The sequence below is a fragment of the Arthrobacter sp. SO3 genome, from assembly GCF_020532825.1.
Lineage (GTDB): Bacteria > Actinomycetota > Actinomycetes > Actinomycetales > Micrococcaceae > Arthrobacter.
In genome coordinates, this window is the sequence record NZ_MQTS01000192.1 from 53924 (window position 1) to 70534 (window position 16611).

Here is a 16611-nt window from a genome sequence, read left to right on the forward strand (position 1 = left end):
CCTGCTCTTACACCGCGGTGCGGTAGAACCGTTCGGTCACTTTCGCGAGCCGGTAGGGGTCCTCCACGCCACAGAGTTCACGGGCCGAGTGCATCGAGAGCAGGGGCACGCCGACGTCGACCGTGCGGATGCCGAGGCGGGTGGCGGTCAGCGGGCCGATCGTGGAGCCGCAGGGCATCACGTTGTTGGAGACGAATTCCTGGTACGGGATGCCCGCGTCGGCGCACAGGCGGGCCCAGAGTGCGGCGCCGGTGGCGTCCGTGGCGTAGCGCTGGTTGGCGTTGATCTTCAGCAGCGGGCCGCCGTTCAGGGCCGGCCGGTTGGCCGGATCGTGCCGTTCGGCGTAGTTGGGGTGGACGGCGTGGCCGGCGTCGGCGGACACACAGAACGACGCCGCGAAAGCCTGCCGCCGCTGGCTCGCGGACGCTCCCAGTCCGTCGGAAATGCGCACCAGCACGTCCTCGAGGATGGGCCCGCTCGCGCCGGACCGGGAGGCGGAGCCGATCTCCTCATGGTCGAATGCGGCAAGCACGGCAATGGGGGCGCCGGACGGCTGCGGCGCGGCTGCGTGGGCGATGAGCGCGGTGAGCCCGGCATGGGTCGCCGACAGGTTGTCCAGCCGGCCGGACGCGAAGAACTCACCCTTCGCGCCGAACACGGCCGGGGCCTGGGTGTCCGCGATGACGACGTCGTAGCCGCCGATCAGGGCAGCATCCACATCCGCGCCCGGAACCCGGTCCGCCAACAGGCCGAGCAGGTCCTCCCCGGCCGGGTCGCCGAGACCGTAGACCGGGTTCATGTGCTGCTGCTTGTCCAGGACCAGCCCCTCGTTCACCGCGCGGTCCAAGTGGATGGCCAGCTGCGGAAAACGCAGCAGCGGCCCGGTGGCCGTGAGGTGCTGGGTGCCGTCCCGCATCACCAGGCGGCCGGCGAGCTGCAGTTCGCGGTCCAGCCAGGAGTTGAGCAACGGGCCGCCATAGACCTCGACGCCGGCCTGCAGCCAGCCGAATTTTCCGGTGGTGGGTTTGGGCTTGAGCTTGAAGGAGGGCGAATCGGTATGGGCGCCCAGGATGTTGAATCCGGTGCTCGGACCGGCCGTCTCCGGCGTGACCCAGGCGATGATCGCACCGTCGCGGACCACGTAGAACTTTCCTGCGCCGGCGGCCGCGTCCCAGGCCTGCAGCTCGTCGAGGGCGGTGAATCCCGCCTGGTCCAGCCGTCGGGCGGCCTCGTGGACGGCGTGGAAGCTCGACGGCGACGCGGTAACGTACGCGCCGAGGTCCTGGATGTGGGCTGCGGCGCTGGACTCTGAAGGCATGGCTCCGAGTCTAGCGCCGTGGCGCCGGCCGGACTGTCCCCTACACGGTGACGTTGAGTCCGGCCGTATATCCGCCGGACACCGACCCGGACATCGTGGCCAGCTGGTAGATGCCGCCGTCGTTTCCGAAGACATTGTCCGACTTCAGCGTGGTCCTGGGGAAGTTCCGGGCGCTGGAATCGTAGCCGGCCGAGGCGTAGACCTCCTTGCAGGCGGCGTCCGTCAGCGCGATCTGGGACACCGCGAGGACCTGCCCGGCCACCGTCGCGTTATTCATGGACTCGAAGACTTCGAAGTGGATGTGCGGCCAGCGGCCGCTGTACGCGCCGGGGAAGATGGTCTGGAAGGTGACCTGGCCGTTGGCGTTAGCCTCCTGGACGCCCCGGAGGTAGTTCTCGTTCTTGAGTCCGGCGTCGTACATGGAGTACTTGCCGTCCTTGTCGCAGTGCCAGGCGTAGACGGCGGCCCCGGCCAGGGGCGCACAGCCGTTGGCGTTCTCGAGCAGGGTCAGCGTGACGGTGAGCGGCACACCGCCGGCCTTGGCGCTGGAGGTCCCGAAACTGGAGGTGATGTCCTGCCGGACCACGCCCGATGCGGCCAGGACGTTGGGGCCGTTGGAGCCGTCGCCGGGGTAGGGTCCCGCTGTTTCCTGAGGTATTTCGACGCCGCACTCGGCGATGGCCCGCGTCAGTGTGGGAGAGGCGGAGGGGGTGCTGCTGGCGGCCGCAGTTCCGGAGGATGCCGGCGTCGACCCCGTCGCAGCGGCCGTGGCGGACGCGGCTCCAGTGGCGGTGCCGCCCGGGCTGCAGGCTGTCAGGGCGGCGGCCGTGCCGGCGCCGAGGAACATGCCCAGCGAGCGGCGGCTCAGCAGGGTGGAGAGGTCGAATTCAAGGCCGCGGTCGTGGTTGGGGTGCGGCTCGTGCGGGTGCTGCGGAGAAGTGGTCATGGGTTCATGGAACGCCGGGGTGCTATGCCCCGACTGGGCCCCTGCTGTGTGGCCGCTGTGGTTTGAGCCGGAACGGCCGGGGGCTGGCCGGGCGCGGGACATGCCCTCCGGGTGCGCCCGGGCCCAGACATGTCCCCTCGGTCACGTGGGACATGCCCTCCCCTGGCGGCGGCAAGTGGACATAGTGACAATATGTCCAACGCTGCACGGCAGGACTGGGCATGTCCATGGAGGTGCTGCTGGACCCGCGGGCACATGCCGTGCCCGCGGGCCCTCCGTGAGCTTCTACGCCGGGCCGGCACCCACGGTGGCGTCTTCAGCTGCCGCCACGGTTTCGGCGGCCCTGGTCTCGCCGGTTTCAGCGGCCGGTTCCTTCCCGCCGTTCCTGCGGTACCGCCAGAGGCCGATACCGACCACGACGGCGGCGAGGGCCAGGGAGAGCAGCAGTGATTCCCGGGTGGTATCCAGAATGACCATGCCGATCAGCAGCGCCACGATGCTGATGATGGCAACCCAGGTCAGGTAGGGGAACAGCCACATCTTCAGCTGGAGGTCCTTGGCCGCCGCGCCCATCCGGCGGCGCAGGATCAGCTGCGAGCCGGCGATCACGAGCCAGACGAACAGGGCAATGGCCCCTGAGGTGTTGACCAGGAACAGGAACACGGTGTCCGGGGCGATGTAATTCAGGCCCACGGTGACGAAGCCCACCACGGTGGAGGCCAGGACGGCGGCCGCCGGAACGCCGCGCTTGGAGATCCGCATCCAGGACCGCGGCGCGTCGCCGCGGCGGGATAGCGAGAACAGCATCCGGCTGGCGGTGTACAGGCCGGAGTTGAGGCAGGACAGCACGGAGGTCAGCACGACGATGTCCATGATGGCGCCGGCCCCGGGGATGCCGAACAGTTCGATGACGGCAACATACGGGCTCTTCGCCACGGAGGCGGAGTTCCAGGGCAGCAGGGTGACCACCACCGCGATGGAGCCGATGTAGAAGACGAGGATGCGCCAGACGGTGGACTTCACGGCCTTTTTGACCGCATCGACCGGGTTTTCCGATTCCCCGGCGGCGATGGTGGCGATTTCAGCACCAAAGAAGGAGAACACGACCACAAGGATGCCCGCCAGCACGGCGCCCGGACCGTTGGGCATAAAGCCGCCGTTGTCGAGCAGGTTGCTCACGCCGGGGGCCGGAACGCCCGGGATGAGGCCCAGGATTGCCGCGACGCCGAAGAGCAGGAACAGTGCGATCGCCGCGACCTTGATGGAGGCGAACCAGAATTCGAACTCACCGAAGGACTTCACCGAGCCCAGGTTGGTCAGGGTCAGCAGCACCATCAGCAGCAGCGCCCAAACCCACTGGTCGATGCCGGGCACCCAGCGGTGCATGATCGCCGCGCCGGCCGTCGCCTCGATGCCCAGCACGATGATCCAGAACCAGGCGTACAGCCAGCCGATGCTGAATCCGGCCCAGCGGCCCAGGGCCTTGTCAGCGTAGGTTGAGAACGAGCCGGTTTCGGGGTTGGCCGCGGCCATCTCGCCAAGCATCCGCATGACCAGGATAACGACGAGTCCCGCCGCAGCGTAGGCGACCAGGATGCCCGGGCCCGCCTGCTGGATCGCGGCGCCGGAGCCGACAAACAGGCCGGCACCAATCACCCCCGCGATGGCGATCATAGACAGATGCCTGGGTTTCAGGGACTTGGAGAGCTGCTGGTCAGCCTGCATGAAGCGCCGTCCTTCGTGGATTGTTTGGATCCGCGGTGGATCGTGAAAACTTGTGTGGCGGACCACATTGACGTCTCACAGTAAGCCCGGCACGGAGGCGTCCGTTCTGTGCAATCCCACAAATGACGGGCCGGCATTGCGGGCACAGGTCCAGGAAATGGGCGTAGGAGGCAAAAGATGTTGCCTCACGGACAATTATGAAATGTGCCTGAAACCACTGCTTCAGGCTCCCGCGGAGCGGGCCGGGCCGCCGACTCAGTAGTCCGGGTTGCTCGGCACCACCAGGCCGGTCTCGTAGGCGTAGACCACCGCCTGCACCCGGTCGCGCAGATGGAGCTTGCTGAGGATCCGCCTCACGTGCGTTTTAACCGTGGCTTCGGAAAGGAAGTACCGGTGCGCAATCTCGGCGTTCGAGAGCCCCTCGGCCATCGCCCCGAGCATCTCGGTTTCGCGCGCGGTGAGGTCCTCCAGCAGCGGATCCTTGGCCGGCCTGGCCCCGGCGGGGGATCCCGGTCCGGGGGCGTCCCCGGACTGGCCGGTGCCCGCCCCGTCGCCCCGGACATACTCTTCCAGCAGCCGCCGGGTGACGCGCGGCGCCACCACCGCGTCCCCGCTCGCCACCACCCGGACGGCACTGATCAGTTCGGCCGGCGCCACGTCCTTGAGCAGGAAGGCCGAGGCCCCGGCCTGGAGCCCGGCGAAGGCGTACTCGTCCAGGTCGAAGGTGGTGAGGATGATGACCTTGGCGTGGGCTCCGGATGCGGTGATCGCCCGGGTGGCCTCGATCCCGTCCAGCACCGGCATCCGCACGTCCATCAGCACGACGTCGGGGGCGAGGTCCCGGACCTGGCCCACCGCTTCGGCGCCGTCGGCGGCCTCGCCCACAACGCTCAGGTCATCCTCGCCCTCCAGGATCAGGCGGAAGCCCATCCTCAGGAGCGGCTGGTCATCCGCCAGCAGGATGCGGATCGGTCCGGTCCCGGCCATCGGTTGCCCTTCACTCATGTGCCCTCACTTCCCGTTGTCGCCGTTCCAGTGCAGCACGGCGTGCACGCGCCAGCCGTGCTCGGCGCTGCGTCCCGCCTCGACGGTGCCCGCGTAGATGCGGGCCCGCTCCAGCATTCCGGCGAGGCCCTGGCCGGTGCCCACGGACCCCGAATCACGTGCCCCCGCCGCTGCCGCGCCGCCCGAACCGACGGAGCCCCTGCCGTCGTCGACGACGTCGATGGTGACCGCGGATCCGTCCCGGACGACCGCCACGTCCACCCGCCCCAGGGAACGTCCGTAGCGCAGCACGTTCGTGAGTGACTCCTGCACGATCCGGTAGACCGTCAGCTGGAACGCCGCGTCGTCCGGCAGCGACGGGCCGGTATGCGAATAGTGCAACGGGAGGCCCGCAGTGCGGAAACCTTCCAGCAGTTTGCCCAGGTTGTCCCCTGCCACGAGCGGCTCACGCGGAGCCTGCCCGGGGGCGGCATCCTCACGCAGCACACCGAGGACACGGCGCATGTCCGCCAGCGCGGTGCGGCCGGTGCGGGAGAGTTCGCCGAGTACCTCCGCCGCCCGCGCCGGGTCCTTCTTGAGCACGACGGCGGCCCCGTCCGAAAGGCTGATCATCACGGTGAGGGAATGCGCCACGACGTCGTGCATTTCGCGGGCGATCCGGTTCCGTTCCGTGACTGACGCGAGCCGCCCTGCCCTCGCGGCCCAGGCTGCAATCTCCTGCTCGTGCGCGCGCCGCTGCCGGACCGAGACGCCGATTCCGGTGGCGATGACGTTGGAGAGGGCAATGCTGACGCAGGCCGCGATGCTGCTGATCAGCTGGAAGTTCTCCGGCGTGTTCATACCCATGTCCGGCAGCCGGCCATCCAGCGGGCCGACGGCCAGCCGGACGTACAGCAACACCAGCGGCGCTGTGGCCGCCGCGAGGCACCCCAGGGCGAAACGCCGGCTGCGCACCACTGCCACCGCGTAGAGCGCAAACCACAGCCCGGCGGAGACGTTGGAGCCCCACGGGTGCAGCAGGGTCACGCCGGCTTCCAGCGCAGCCACCACGGCTACCACCGGTACCGGATGGCTCCGCCGGAACGACAGCGCCACTGCGGCTGCTGCGAGCAGCACGGCCGCCGGCCAGACGCCGTCGTGCACTGATTCCACGGCTGTGGGGATGACCAGGAGCAGATAACAGGCCACGACAACGGCATCCATGGCCCGCGGATGCTGGAACAGGTAGCGCCGGATCCGGCCCCTCCGCCGGGCGGTGATCTCAGCGAAGGACGCGTCAGCCTGGCTGGCTGGCGCGTCCTTCACGGTGACTGCATCGATCATGCTCTGAGCCTAGACGGTGAGCCGGCGGGCCTAGACGTCCCGCTTTTTCAGCAGCACGGCGGCCAGGACCACGGGGATGACGACCCAGGCGCCCAGCACCAGGGCGGCCTGCCAGGCCTCCAGGGTGTCCGGGACGTGCTGCACGGCTGTCATCGGGTCGACCGTGTTGCCGGGCAGGTACTTGCGGGCCTGGACGAAGAAATCGCCCGGGATCAGCTGGAAGGCGATCGGTGCCACGAAGAACAGCCCGACCAGACTCATGATGCCGCCGGCTGAGTTGCGGATCAGCGACCCCAGGGCCATGCCGATCGCGGCAACGGCCGCAACGTAGACGCTGTTGACGAGCAGCATCTTGACTGACTGCGAGCTGGCGAGGTCCAGCTTGAGGCCGTAGTTGTCCAGGATCGGCAGCGACACCAGGCCGGCCAGGAACACGGAGGCCGCGGTGAGGACGAACGCCGTCAACATGACCACGAGCAGTTTGGCGGCGAACGCCGGGATCCGCTTCGGGACGGCCGCGAAGGTGGAGCGGGCCATGCCCGTGGTGAACTCGGAACTCATCAGCAGCACACCGAGGGAGCCCAGGATCAACTGGGCGAACGCGATGCCGGAGGTGGGGACGCCGACGGCGAGATCCCCGCCCTGGGCGGCGAAGGCAGCGGCAGCTTGCGGATCGGTGGCCGCGGCCTCGGAGAACTGACCCGTTCCCCAGGCGGAGAGGGCGCCGAAGCCAACAACTACCAGGACGGTGCAGCCGAGCAGGATCAGGGTGGACAGGAGGGTGCGGAACTTGATGATTTCCGAATTCAGCACGCGCAGAAAACTGGGGCCCGGGCCGGTGCTGGTTCCCGGCAGCTTGCCGGCAGGGTCACCGGCGGCGTGCGCGCCGTGGCGGGAGGGATCTAGGGTGGTGGAACTCATGGCTTAGTTGCCTCCGGACTGGACGGGGGCGGCGGCACCCGTGGCGATCAGCGAGTGGTATTCGACCTCATCCTTGGTCAGTTCCATGTAGGCCTCCTCAAGGCTGGCCTGAAGCGGGGTGAGTTCGTAGATCATGACGTGGCCGTCCAGGGCAGTGCGGGCGATCCGGCGCGGGTCCAGGCCCGTGACCTCGAGCAGTTCATTGTCCTGTAGCTCCACGGAGACGCCGTCGCCGGCGAGCAGGTGCATCAGCTGGTCCGGCTGGTCGGTGCGGACGCGGGTGCGGATCCGGCCCTTGCCGTTGATGATGTCCTGGATCGGCGCGTCGGCGATGATCCTGCCGCGGCCGATCACGATCAGGTGGTCCGCGGTGACGGCCATTTCGCTCATCAGGTGGCTGGAGAGGAACACGGTGCGACCCTCGGACGCCAGATGCCTGACGAGATTGCGGACCCAGACGACACCCTCGGGATCCAGGCCGTTGACGGGCTCGTCAAGGATGACGGTCTGCGGGTCGCCGAGGAGCGCCGCGGCGATGCCGAGCCGCTGTCCCATGCCGAGCGAGAAGCCGCCGACCTTCTTTTTGGCCACATCGGCCAGGCCCGTCATTTCGATGACTTCGTGCACGCGTCGCTTGGGAATGCTGTGGGTGGCGGCCATTGCCAGGAGGTGGTTGTAGGCCGAGCGGCTCGTGTGGACGGCCTTGGCGTCAAGCAGGGCGCCGACGTCGCGCAGCGGCGCGGCGTGCTGGGCGAACGGGGTGCCGTTGACGGTGACGGTGCCCGACGTCGGCCGGTCCAGCCCCATGATCATGCGCATGGTGGTGGACTTACCGGCTCCGTTCGGGCCCAGGAAGCCGGTGACCCGGCCGGCTTCGACGGTGAAGTTGACCCCGGCGACGGCGGTCTTGTCGCCGTAAACTTTGGTCAGGCCTCGTGCTTCGATCATGGAAGCGTTCCTTTAGCTAGCGGTGGGTTTGGCGTACACACCACGCTACCGAGCCGGGGAGCCGAATTCGCCGGTCCCAGGGATGATTCAGGGTCGGATCAGGGTAGTCCGGGAGGATGACGGCGCCGGCTGTCAGGATGCCGGCGAGTAGGGCGAGTAGTAGGTCAGGGCGCCCGGCAGGACCGAGAATTCAACGCCGCGCACCCCCGGCATGACTTCGCCGTCCACCGCGAGGACCATCGTGGTGTCCCCCGGTTCGACCCGGATACTCCTGGTTTCACTGAGGTGGGTGATTCCGGAGGTGGCGACGGTCCCGGTCAGCACGGACCACAGCAGCCGGAGCCGGGCGAAGGATTCGTCTGCGGTGATCATCCTGAGGTCGAAGACACCGTCGTCCAGGACAGGCCGGACCAGGGGGGCATGGTCGCGGGGGTAGTAGCGTCCGCGGCCGATGTAGAGGATCCAGAGTTTGTGCCGCACGCCGTCGACGATCAGGGTGGTGGGCGTCCCGGCGGCGAAGGTCCGGAACATGGCGACGACGCCGGCCAGGGGTTTGCCGAGGGCCGGCTGGAGCAGTTCGCGCCGGCGGACCAGGTTCGGGTAGAGGCCGATGCTGGCGGTGTTAAGCATGGTCACCTGCACCTGTTCCGGGCCGCCGGGAAGACCGCGCTCCACGGCCACCCGGCCCAGATCCGCCCGTGCCGCCTCGCCGCGGGAGGCGGCTTCAACGGCGGCCGTGAGGCTGGGGGTCCCGGCGTCGCGGGCGAAATGGTTCAGCGTTCCGCCCGGCAGGACCAGGAGCGGAAGGGAATGTTCGACGGCGGTCGCTGCCGCCGTGCCGACCGTTCCGTCCCCGCCCCAGACGCCCAGAGCCACGACTCCGGGCCGGCTGGCGACCCGGGAGATCCCCGCTGCAATGTCCTTCTCCCGGCCAATTTCATGTATATACGCCTTGGGGAATACCTTTTGGAGGGCGGCTGCCGTCTCCTCAGCGTAGGATCCGCCCAGGGTGTTGACCGCGATCCCCAGGCCCTCACCCTCCGGGAGCTCCGCGGCCTTCACGGCGGTCCGCCTGACCTCGGGGAAGGGCGGCCGGACCGGCCACCATTTCCGCGTCATTATGGCCGCCCCCGCCCCGATCGCCGACCCGAAGACGACATCGGAGGGCCAGTGCGCGCCGGTGTGAACCCTGGAGTAGGCCACGCCCGCTGCGAGGGGGGCCAGCGCGGCGCCGAGCGCCGGCCGCACAAGGCCCACGCCGAGGGTGAACGCCACGGCCGAGGCGGAGTGGCCCGAGGGCATCGAGGAGCTTGTGGGCTGGGGATGGACAAACCTGAAGGCCGGCAGGTGCTCCGGCAGCGGCCGGGCGCGAGGCAGCAGCGTCTTGAAGCCCACATTCGTCACCGCGGAGGCCACGGCCTGCGCCAGCACCCCGTGGAGGGCCGCCCGCCGTGTCCGCCCGGGGAAGAAGGCCATCACGGCGGCGATGCCGAACCAGAGCTTGCCCTTGTTCGCCGCGGCGGAAAGCCGCCGGAAGAGCTCGTCATGGTGGCCCCCGGGGAGGTCGGATATGGCGCGTACAAGTTTCCGGTCCAGCTTCCCCAGCCGTCGCGGCGCCTTCTTCAGCATGCTGCGCATCCGACCACCTTACTGCCAGCGCGGGCCGGAAACATATGCCGGAAGCCTAGCCGGCGCGCAAGGGTTTCGCGGCGCCGGCGAGCAGCAGTGCACCAAGAATCGGAAACATGATGGTCAGCAGCGCCACCCGGATTCCCACCAGGTCGCCGAGGTAGCCCAGCAGCGGCGGCCCGGCCAGGAAGGCGATGTACCCGATCGTGGATACGACCGACACGCGGGCGGCGGCGTATCTGGGATCGTCAGCCGCAGCCGACATGCCCATCGGGAACGCGAGGGCAGCCCCGGCTCCCCAGAGAACCGCACCGGCCGTGGCCAGCCAGAGGTTGCCTGCCAGCACGAAGAGCCCCAGCCCGGCCGCGGCGGCGGCCATGCTGGCACGGAGCACCGCCACCCGGCCGTAGACGTCGATCGCCCGCCCGCCGAAGAAGCGCACCGCGGTCATGGCCAGGACAAAGGCCGCAAACAGCAGCGCACCGGTGGATTCCGAGGCCTCCAGTCCGTCGACGGCGGCTTTCGCGATCCAGTCATTGCCTGCGCCCTCGGTGAGGGTCGCCCCCAACACCACCACGCCAATCAGCAGCGTGCGCCCGTCCCGCCAGGCCGAGCGGGCCTTGGGTTCCTTCGGCTCCCCGGCATGCGGCGCGGGTGCCGGGGTGTGCGGCAGGAAGTAGCGCGGGGCAAAGAGTGTCAGCACGGCGACGACGCCGGCGATCACCAGCAGGTGCGCCGGCAGCCCGACCCCGAGTCCCGCCAGGCCGGCGCCAATCAGGGCGCCCAGGAACGCGCCGCCACTGAAGGCGGCGTGGAACTGCGGCATGATGGTGCGCCCGAGCTGGTGTTCGACGTCGGCGCCTTCGATGTTCTGGGACACGTCCCAGAGCCCGACTCCCATGCCGAAGAAGAACAGGGCAATGGCCGTTCCCGGAACGGACTCCGCCAGCAGCGCGAGCGACACACCGACGCCGGCCGCGGCGGCGAGGAGGCCTGCGCCCCGCACGGCGTTGGCCGTCCCGATCCGTCCCACCACGGCGCCGGCGGTGGGCAGTGCGATCAGGGACCCTGCCGCCACGCACAGCAGCAGGGTTCCCATCTGCCCCGAGGAGATGTGCAGGATGTCCGTCACCGCGGGGATACGGGCGGCCCAGCTGGCGAACACGAGCCCGTTGATCCCGAAAATCAGGAAGGTCGCCGCGGCAGCGGCCTTGAGCTGAGGGCGGGTTGCTGTCTTGGTCATACGATCACTGCTTCCACCGAGTGTTGGGCGAGCTGGTCAAGTTCTTCGGGACTGAATTGCCGGTCTGTCACGAGGACGTCCACGGCATCGAGGGACGCGACGAGCGCGACGGCGCTGGCGTTCCATTTGGTGCCCGAGCAGGCGACGATCACCCGGCCCGCGGATTCCAGGCCGGCCCGTTTCACGGCCGCATCGTCCAGGTCGTGGGCCAACAGTCCGTCCCGCAGGTTCAGGGCGCAGGGCGTGACCACGGCCGCATCAAACCTCAACGAACGAATGTTGGATTCCGTCATCGGTCCACGGAAGGACAGTTCCCCGGCGATCAGGCTCCCGCCGGGCAACAGGAGTTCGGGACGCCGGCCGGCGGCCGGGCCACCTTCGGCCAGTACGTTGACGGCCCGCAACGACATCGGCATCAGGGTCATGTCCCGCTGCCGCAACTGGCGGGCCACCTCGGTGGCCGTGGTGCCGCTGTCCAGCCAGACGTGCCCGCGGTCCTTGAGCAGCGCGGCAACGCCCGCTGCGATCCGCACCTTCACCGCGTGGTCCTCGAGTTCGCGCTGCCCGTACTCGGGGTTCCCGCCGCGCAGCACGAGGCTGCGGGCGCCGCCGTGGACCCGTTTGAGGACTCCGTGGAGTTCCAGGACATCCAGGTCGCGCCGGATCGTGGCACCCGAGGCGCCGCATACGGTCATGAGCTCGTTGACCGTCACATCCTCCCGGTGGCGCAGCAGGTCAGCGATGCGCCGGTGCCGCTCCTCACTACTCATGTACAAATGCTAATGGAGAATGATCATTTAATCATTATCTGCGCAAAACGTGGTCCGGCGGCAGGGCAGACAGCAACGCGGGGTCACATCGGGCCCATCCTGAACCTCCGGACGGGCGCGATGTGACCCCGCGTTGCTGGGATTAGCGGGTGAGCTCCTCCAGCAGCTCCAGCACGTGCCGGTACTGGGCGCCCGTGGCCCGCGTCATGCCCAGTTCGCAGGTGCGGTTGCACGAGGCGTGGGCGGCGGCGCCCATTTCCACTACTTCCGCAGCCTGTTTCGCGGTCGCCGATTCCGTCAGTTCGGGGTGCAGCATGCCCCGGTCGCCGGCGAACGCGCAGCAGCCCCAGTTTTCCGGGATCTCAACCCGCTCGGCCACGGCCCCGGCGACGGCACCCAGCGCGTCGTTGAGTCCCATCCGGGTGGACGAACAGGTGGGGTGCAGTGCCAGGGACTCCAGTTTCCCGTGGTCGGGCAACCTGGGCAGGATCTGTTCAGCGGCGAAGTCCACGGCGTCCACCATGCGCAGGGCTCGCTGCCCTGCCGCGGGTACCTCCGATTCCACGGCCTGGCGCAGGCCCTCGGTGCAGGAGGAAGCGTCGCACACGATCGCGAGTTCGCCGTCCCGGGTTGCTTCCCGGAGGACGACGAGGGTCTTCTCCCGCATCGTTGTTTGGCCTGCTGCCATCCCCTTGGAGGACCAGGGCGTGCCGCAGCACAGGCCGTCGATCCCGGCCGGCACCAGAAGGGTGAGCCCGGCCCGGGCACAGAGCTGTTCGAAGCTGTACTGGACGCCGAGTCCTTCTGCGTCCGGACCTGCTCCTGCGGGTCCGAACATGGTGCCGACACACGCGGGGAAGTAGACGGCGTCAGCCTCGCCCGCCGGTGCCGGACGCTTCCGCACCGAACCGCCGCCCGGCAGTTCGGCCGAATACAGCGGCACGGTGTCTTTCCCGAGCACTGCCCGCGCTGCCTTGTTGGGCGGTGCGATGGCGGCGGCCGGGAGCTTGTTGACGACCGTCAGCGCCAGGGACGCGCCGCGGGTGACGCCGTCCCAGTGCCTGGCGGCGGCGTCCCAGGCGCCGTTGGCGAGCGGACCGGAGTCGGCCTTCCGGAGGCTCTTGATGAGGGATCCGGTGTTGATGTCCACCGGGCAGGCGGTCTGGCACATCCCGTCCACGGCGCAGGTGTCCACGGACTCGTACTCGTAGTCCTTTTCCAGCTCCTTGACCAGCGCAGTGTCCCCGGCCAGCCGTGCGGACTCGATGGCGCGCAGGGTGACGATGCGCTGCCGCGGCGTCAGGGTGATGTCCTTGCTGGGGCACACCGGCTCGCAGTAGCCACACGAGACGCAGCGGTCCACTTCCTCCGCGACGGGCGGCGCCGTCTTGATGTGCCGCAGATGCGCCAGCGGGTCCTCATCCATCAGCACGCCCGGGTTGAGCATGGCGGCGGGGTCGAAGAGCTGCTTGATGGTGCGCATGACGTCGTAGAGCTCGTCGCCGTATTGCCGGCGGACGAAGGGGGCCATGACGCGTCCGGTCCCATGCTCCGCCTTCAGCGAGCCGCCCTCGGCCAGGACCAGGTCCACCATGTCTTCGGTGAAGGCTCCGTAGCGGTCCAGTTCGGCCGCGGAGGCGAAACCGTCAGTGAGCATAAAGTGGACGTTTCCGTCCTTGGCGTGGCCGAAGATCACGCTGTTGCTGTAGCTGTATTTGTCGAAGAGCCGGATCAGTTCCCGGCAGGTACGCCCCAGCACGGGGACCGGGACCACAATGTCTTCCAGCAGCGCGGTGGTGCCCTGGGGGCGCGCTCCGGCGACCGAGGCGTAGAGCCCCTTGCGCAACTGCCAGAGCTGGCCGCGTTCCCGGGAGTCGCCGGTGAACCGGGCAGGGGCGGACAGCCCGAGGCCAGGGAGGATGCCCTCGCCGTGGCGCTGGAGGTCCGCCAGTTGCGCGGCGCTGCCGGCGGAGTACTCCACGAGCAGGGCGGCATGGTCCCGAACTGCCAGGTCCTGCACGACGGCGGGAGTTCCCTTGAGTGTCTGGCCCACCTTGAGGGACAGGGCATCCATCAGCTCAACGGTGGCTGCCCCGGTCCCGACGAGGGCCGGCAGGGCTGCGTTGGCGGCCTCGAGATCCGGGAACACCAGCAGGCCTGCGGCGGCGTGCGGGAGCCGCGGGATGGTGCGGAAGACCGCCTCGGCCACGAAGCCGAGGGTGCCTTCGCTGCCAACGATCAGGTGGGCCATGATGTCCACCGGGCTCTGGAAATCAAGCAGCGAGTTCAGGCCGTAGCCCATGGTGTTCTTCATCGAGAACTGCTGCCGGATCCGGCGCACGGAGTCCGCATTGTTCCGGACGCGCTCCGCCAGCCGGGCCAGGCCTGCGTAGAGTTCCGGCTCGAGGGCACGGAGTTTCCGGTCGGCGTCGGGTACACCGGTGTCGATCACGGTGCCGGAGGGCAGCACCACCGTCAGGGATTCCAGGGTTTGGTAGGTGTTGTCCACGGTGCCGCAGTTCATGCCGGAGGAGTTGTTGGCGACGACCCCGCCGATCGTGCACGCCGCCTCGCTCGCCGGATCAGGGCCGAATTTCCGGCCGTAGCGGGCAAGTCTCGCATTCAGCGCCCGCACGGTGACGCCGGGCTGGACGCGGACCCGCGCGCCGCCGTCGAGCACCTCGATGTCCCTGAAGTTGCGGCGCACGTCCACGAGGACACCGTCGGTGACCGCCTGCCCGCTCAGGCTGGTCCCGCCGGAGCGGAAGGTCAGCGGCACGCCCTGGGCGGCGCTGGCGCGCAGCAGCCCCCCGACTTCGGCGGCGCTCCCGGCCGTGACGACAGCCTGCGGGATCAGCAGGAAGTGCGAGGCATCATGGGCGTTGGCGTGCAGGTCGATCGCCCGGGTCTTCACCTGGGCGGGATCCTGCACCGCCGAGCGCAGGCCCGCCAGGTCCAGGGGCGCCATCAGGGAACCATCCAGCCGAGGACGGGGGTGGACTGCAGGAAGATCAGCACGGTGATGATCGCCAGCAGGCCGAGGCTCCAGCCGATCAGCTTCCGGAACAGGGTTCCCTCCGCGCCGTCAAGGCCCACGGCGGCGGCGGCAACGGCCAGGTTCTGCAGCGACAGCATCTTGCCCATCACTCCGGCGGATGAGTTGGCGGCGGCCATCAGCACCGGCGACAGGCCGGTCTGGACCGCGGCGGTGGCCTGCAGCTGGCCGAACAGGGAGTTGGAGGACGTGTCGGAACCGGTGAGTGCGACGCCGATCCATCCGATCAGCGGCGAGAGGATGGCGAAGAAGCCGCCCGCGGAAGCCAGCGCGACGCCCAGCGTGGTGGTCTGGCCGGACAGGTTCATCACGAAGGACAGCCCGAGGACGGCGGTGACGGTGACAATCGTCCAGCGCAGCTGGACCACGGTGTCCCGGTAGATGCGGAGGGCCTGTGAAGCCGTGATCTTGTAAAGCGCCATGGTGATCAGCCCGGAAAACAGCAGCAGGGTGCCGGTCGCCTTGAGGTGGTCGAGCTTGAACTTGGTGGCGGCAACCGGCTTGCCGGCCGCATCGGTGATGTCCAGGCCGGGCCAGGCGAAGGTCACGCTGCCGACCTGGCCAAGCCACGTCTTGACGGCCGGGATCTGGGCCACGGAGAACACCGCGATGATGATGAGGTAGGGGGCGATCGCCATCCAGATCTGCCGGGGTTCGGGCCGGGAATTGTCGGTCGGCACCGTGGTGCCTGCCGCAGACCCTGACGAAGAGCGGCGGGCGGGGGTCTCGTCGGCCGATCCGCCGACACGGGCTGCGCTGCCTGCCGCGACGGCGGCGGCGGCGTGCGCGGCGTCCGGAGCGCCCTCAACGGCACCCTCCATGCCGACGATTTCCTTCGGCTGCCACACCTTCAGCATCAGCAGCACCGCGGCCACCGTCACGACGGCGGCGACAACATCGGTGAGTTCCACGGCGAAGAAGTTGGACGTGACGAACTGGGCCACGCCGAACGCGGCACCGGCCACGAGGGCCACGGGCCAGGTCTGCTTCACGCCGCGCCGGCCGTCGACGATGAACACCAGCAGCAGGGGAACGATCAGGGCGATGAACGGCGTCTGGCGCCCGGCCATCGAGGACAGGTCATGCAGCGGCAGGCCGGTGACACCGTTCAGGGCGATGATGGGCGCGGCCATCGCGCCGAAGGCCACGGGAGCGGTGTTTGCCAGCAGCGAGACCACAGCGGACTTCAGCGGCTTCATGCCGGCAGCCATCAGCATCGCGGCGGAGATCGCCACCGGGGCGCCGAATCCGGCCAGGGATTCCAGCAGGGCGCCGAAGCAGAAGGCGATCAGGATGGACAGGATCCTCAGGTCGTTCGAGATGGAACGGATGGTGCGTCCCAGCACTTCGAACCAGGGTGTGGCCACGGTGAGCCGGTAGATCCACAGCGCGTTGACCAGGATCCACAGGATGGGGAACAGGCCGTAGAAGATGCCGGCCGCGGTGGCGCTCAGGGCCTGGTTCACCGGCATCTGCCAGCCGACGGTGGCCAGCACGAGGGACAGGGCCAGGCTGGCGAGGGCCGCCTTGGGGGCCTTGACCTTGAAGACGCCCAGTAGGACGAAGAGCAGGATAAGGGGAAGCGCCGCGCAGAGGGCTGAAATCATCAGGGACCCGGCAATGGGGTCGAGGATCTGCTGAAACATGTGTCTCCAGATTGTGTTAGGCGTCACAACACCGTGGCGCCCTATGATTGTCTAACAAGTACACATGATGGTCAAGAGAGAC

At 68.7% G+C, this 16611-nt stretch carries 12 protein-coding genes; all 12 read right to left on the reverse strand.

Annotation, left to right across the window (positions count from 1 at the left end; genetic code table 11):
* Window positions 1-7: 7 nt before the first annotated feature.
* The 12 genes from BJQ90_RS18275 to BJQ90_RS18330 all read right to left on the reverse strand — a co-directional run bounded on the left by BJQ90_RS18275 (window position 8) and on the right by BJQ90_RS18330 (window position 16529).
* Window positions 8-1318 carry a M18 family aminopeptidase gene (locus tag BJQ90_RS18275; protein WP_226761619.1) on the reverse strand — a complete coding sequence of 437 codons (1311 nt, stop codon included), beginning with the start codon at window positions 1316-1318 and terminating at the stop codon, window positions 8-10.
* A gap of 40 nt (window positions 1319-1358) precedes the next feature.
* The gene (locus BJQ90_RS18280; RefSeq protein ID WP_226761620.1) at window positions 1359-2264 is read right to left on the reverse strand and encodes an intradiol ring-cleavage dioxygenase; all 906 of its coding nucleotides are present in this window, start codon (window positions 2262-2264) and stop codon (window positions 1359-1361) included.
* A 285-nt stretch (window positions 2265-2549) separates the two neighbouring features.
* The gene (locus tag BJQ90_RS18285) at window positions 2550-3989 is read right to left on the reverse strand and encodes an amino acid permease (RefSeq protein WP_226761621.1); all 1440 of its coding nucleotides are present in this window, start codon (window positions 3987-3989) and stop codon (window positions 2550-2552) included.
* 255 nt (window positions 3990-4244) lie between these two features.
* Complete coding sequence (locus BJQ90_RS18290) at window positions 4245-4976, reverse strand: response regulator (RefSeq protein ID WP_226761650.1); 732 nt, start codon at window positions 4974-4976, stop codon at window positions 4245-4247.
* A 24-nt stretch (window positions 4977-5000) separates the two neighbouring features.
* Window positions 5001-6317 (reverse strand): sensor histidine kinase, encoded by a 1317-nt coding sequence (locus BJQ90_RS18295; protein ID WP_226761622.1) that lies wholly within the window; start codon window positions 6315-6317, stop codon window positions 5001-5003.
* Between the two features lie 30 nt (window positions 6318-6347).
* Entirely contained in the window at window positions 6348-7238 is an 891-nt protein-coding gene (locus tag BJQ90_RS18300; RefSeq protein WP_226761623.1) for an ABC transporter permease, read from the reverse strand.
* A gap of 3 nt (window positions 7239-7241) precedes the next feature.
* Window positions 7242-8186, reverse strand: coding sequence for an ABC transporter ATP-binding protein (locus BJQ90_RS18305; protein WP_226761624.1), 945 nt, complete (start codon window positions 8184-8186; stop codon window positions 7242-7244).
* A 132-nt stretch (window positions 8187-8318) separates the two neighbouring features.
* Window positions 8319-9824 carry a bifunctional phosphatase PAP2/diacylglycerol kinase family protein gene (locus BJQ90_RS18310; protein ID WP_226761625.1) on the reverse strand — a complete coding sequence of 502 codons (1506 nt, stop codon included), beginning with the start codon at window positions 9822-9824 and terminating at the stop codon, window positions 8319-8321.
* A 46-nt stretch (window positions 9825-9870) separates the two neighbouring features.
* Window positions 9871-11058: an MFS transporter gene (locus tag BJQ90_RS18315; protein ID WP_226761626.1), complete on the reverse strand. Its 1188-nt coding sequence runs from the start codon at window positions 11056-11058 to the stop codon at window positions 9871-9873.
* Entirely contained in the window at window positions 11055-11828 is a 774-nt protein-coding gene (locus tag BJQ90_RS18320) for a DeoR/GlpR family DNA-binding transcription regulator (protein ID WP_226761627.1), read from the reverse strand. The genes BJQ90_RS18315 and BJQ90_RS18320 overlap by 4 nt, the downstream gene beginning before the upstream one ends.
* 142 nt (window positions 11829-11970) lie before the next feature.
* The gene (locus tag BJQ90_RS18325; protein WP_226761628.1) at window positions 11971-14796 is read right to left on the reverse strand and encodes an FAD-binding and (Fe-S)-binding domain-containing protein; all 2826 of its coding nucleotides are present in this window, start codon (window positions 14794-14796) and stop codon (window positions 11971-11973) included.
* Complete coding sequence (locus BJQ90_RS18330; protein ID WP_226761629.1) at window positions 14796-16529, reverse strand: L-lactate permease; 1734 nt, start codon at window positions 16527-16529, stop codon at window positions 14796-14798. Before BJQ90_RS18330 ends, BJQ90_RS18325 begins: the two co-directional genes overlap by 1 nt.
* Window positions 16530-16611: the final 82 nt, after the last annotated feature.

Excerpts from the sequence above, each read along its gene's own strand:
- BJQ90_RS18290 (WP_226761650.1), bottom strand. The coding sequence starts at position 4,976 with ATGGCCGGGACCGGACCGATCCGCATCCTGCTGGCGGATGACCAGCCG.
- BJQ90_RS18300 (WP_226761623.1), bottom strand. The coding sequence starts at position 7,238 with ATGAGTTCCACCACCCTAGATCCCTCCCGCCACGGCGCGCACGCCGCC.
- BJQ90_RS18280 (WP_226761620.1), bottom strand. The coding sequence starts at position 2,264 with ATGACCACTTCTCCGCAGCACCCGCACGAGCCGCACCCCAACCACGAC.
- BJQ90_RS18330 (WP_226761629.1), bottom strand. The coding sequence starts at position 16,529 with ATGTTTCAGCAGATCCTCGACCCCATTGCCGGGTCCCTGATGATTTCA.
- BJQ90_RS18295 (WP_226761622.1), bottom strand. The coding sequence starts at position 6,317 with ATGATCGATGCAGTCACCGTGAAGGACGCGCCAGCCAGCCAGGCTGAC.
- BJQ90_RS18310 (WP_226761625.1), bottom strand. The coding sequence starts at position 9,824 with ATGCGCAGCATGCTGAAGAAGGCGCCGCGACGGCTGGGGAAGCTGGAC.
- BJQ90_RS18315 (WP_226761626.1), bottom strand. The coding sequence starts at position 11,058 with ATGACCAAGACAGCAACCCGCCCTCAGCTCAAGGCCGCTGCCGCGGCG.
- BJQ90_RS18285 (WP_226761621.1), bottom strand. The coding sequence starts at position 3,989 with ATGCAGGCTGACCAGCAGCTCTCCAAGTCCCTGAAACCCAGGCATCTG.
- BJQ90_RS18325 (WP_226761628.1), bottom strand. The coding sequence starts at position 14,796 with ATGGCGCCCCTGGACCTGGCGGGCCTGCGCTCGGCGGTGCAGGATCCC.
- BJQ90_RS18305 (WP_226761624.1), bottom strand. The coding sequence starts at position 8,186 with ATGATCGAAGCACGAGGCCTGACCAAAGTTTACGGCGACAAGACCGCC.
- BJQ90_RS18275 (WP_226761619.1), bottom strand. The coding sequence starts at position 1,318 with ATGCCTTCAGAGTCCAGCGCCGCAGCCCACATCCAGGACCTCGGCGCG.
- BJQ90_RS18320 (WP_226761627.1), bottom strand. The coding sequence starts at position 11,828 with ATGAGTAGTGAGGAGCGGCACCGGCGCATCGCTGACCTGCTGCGCCAC.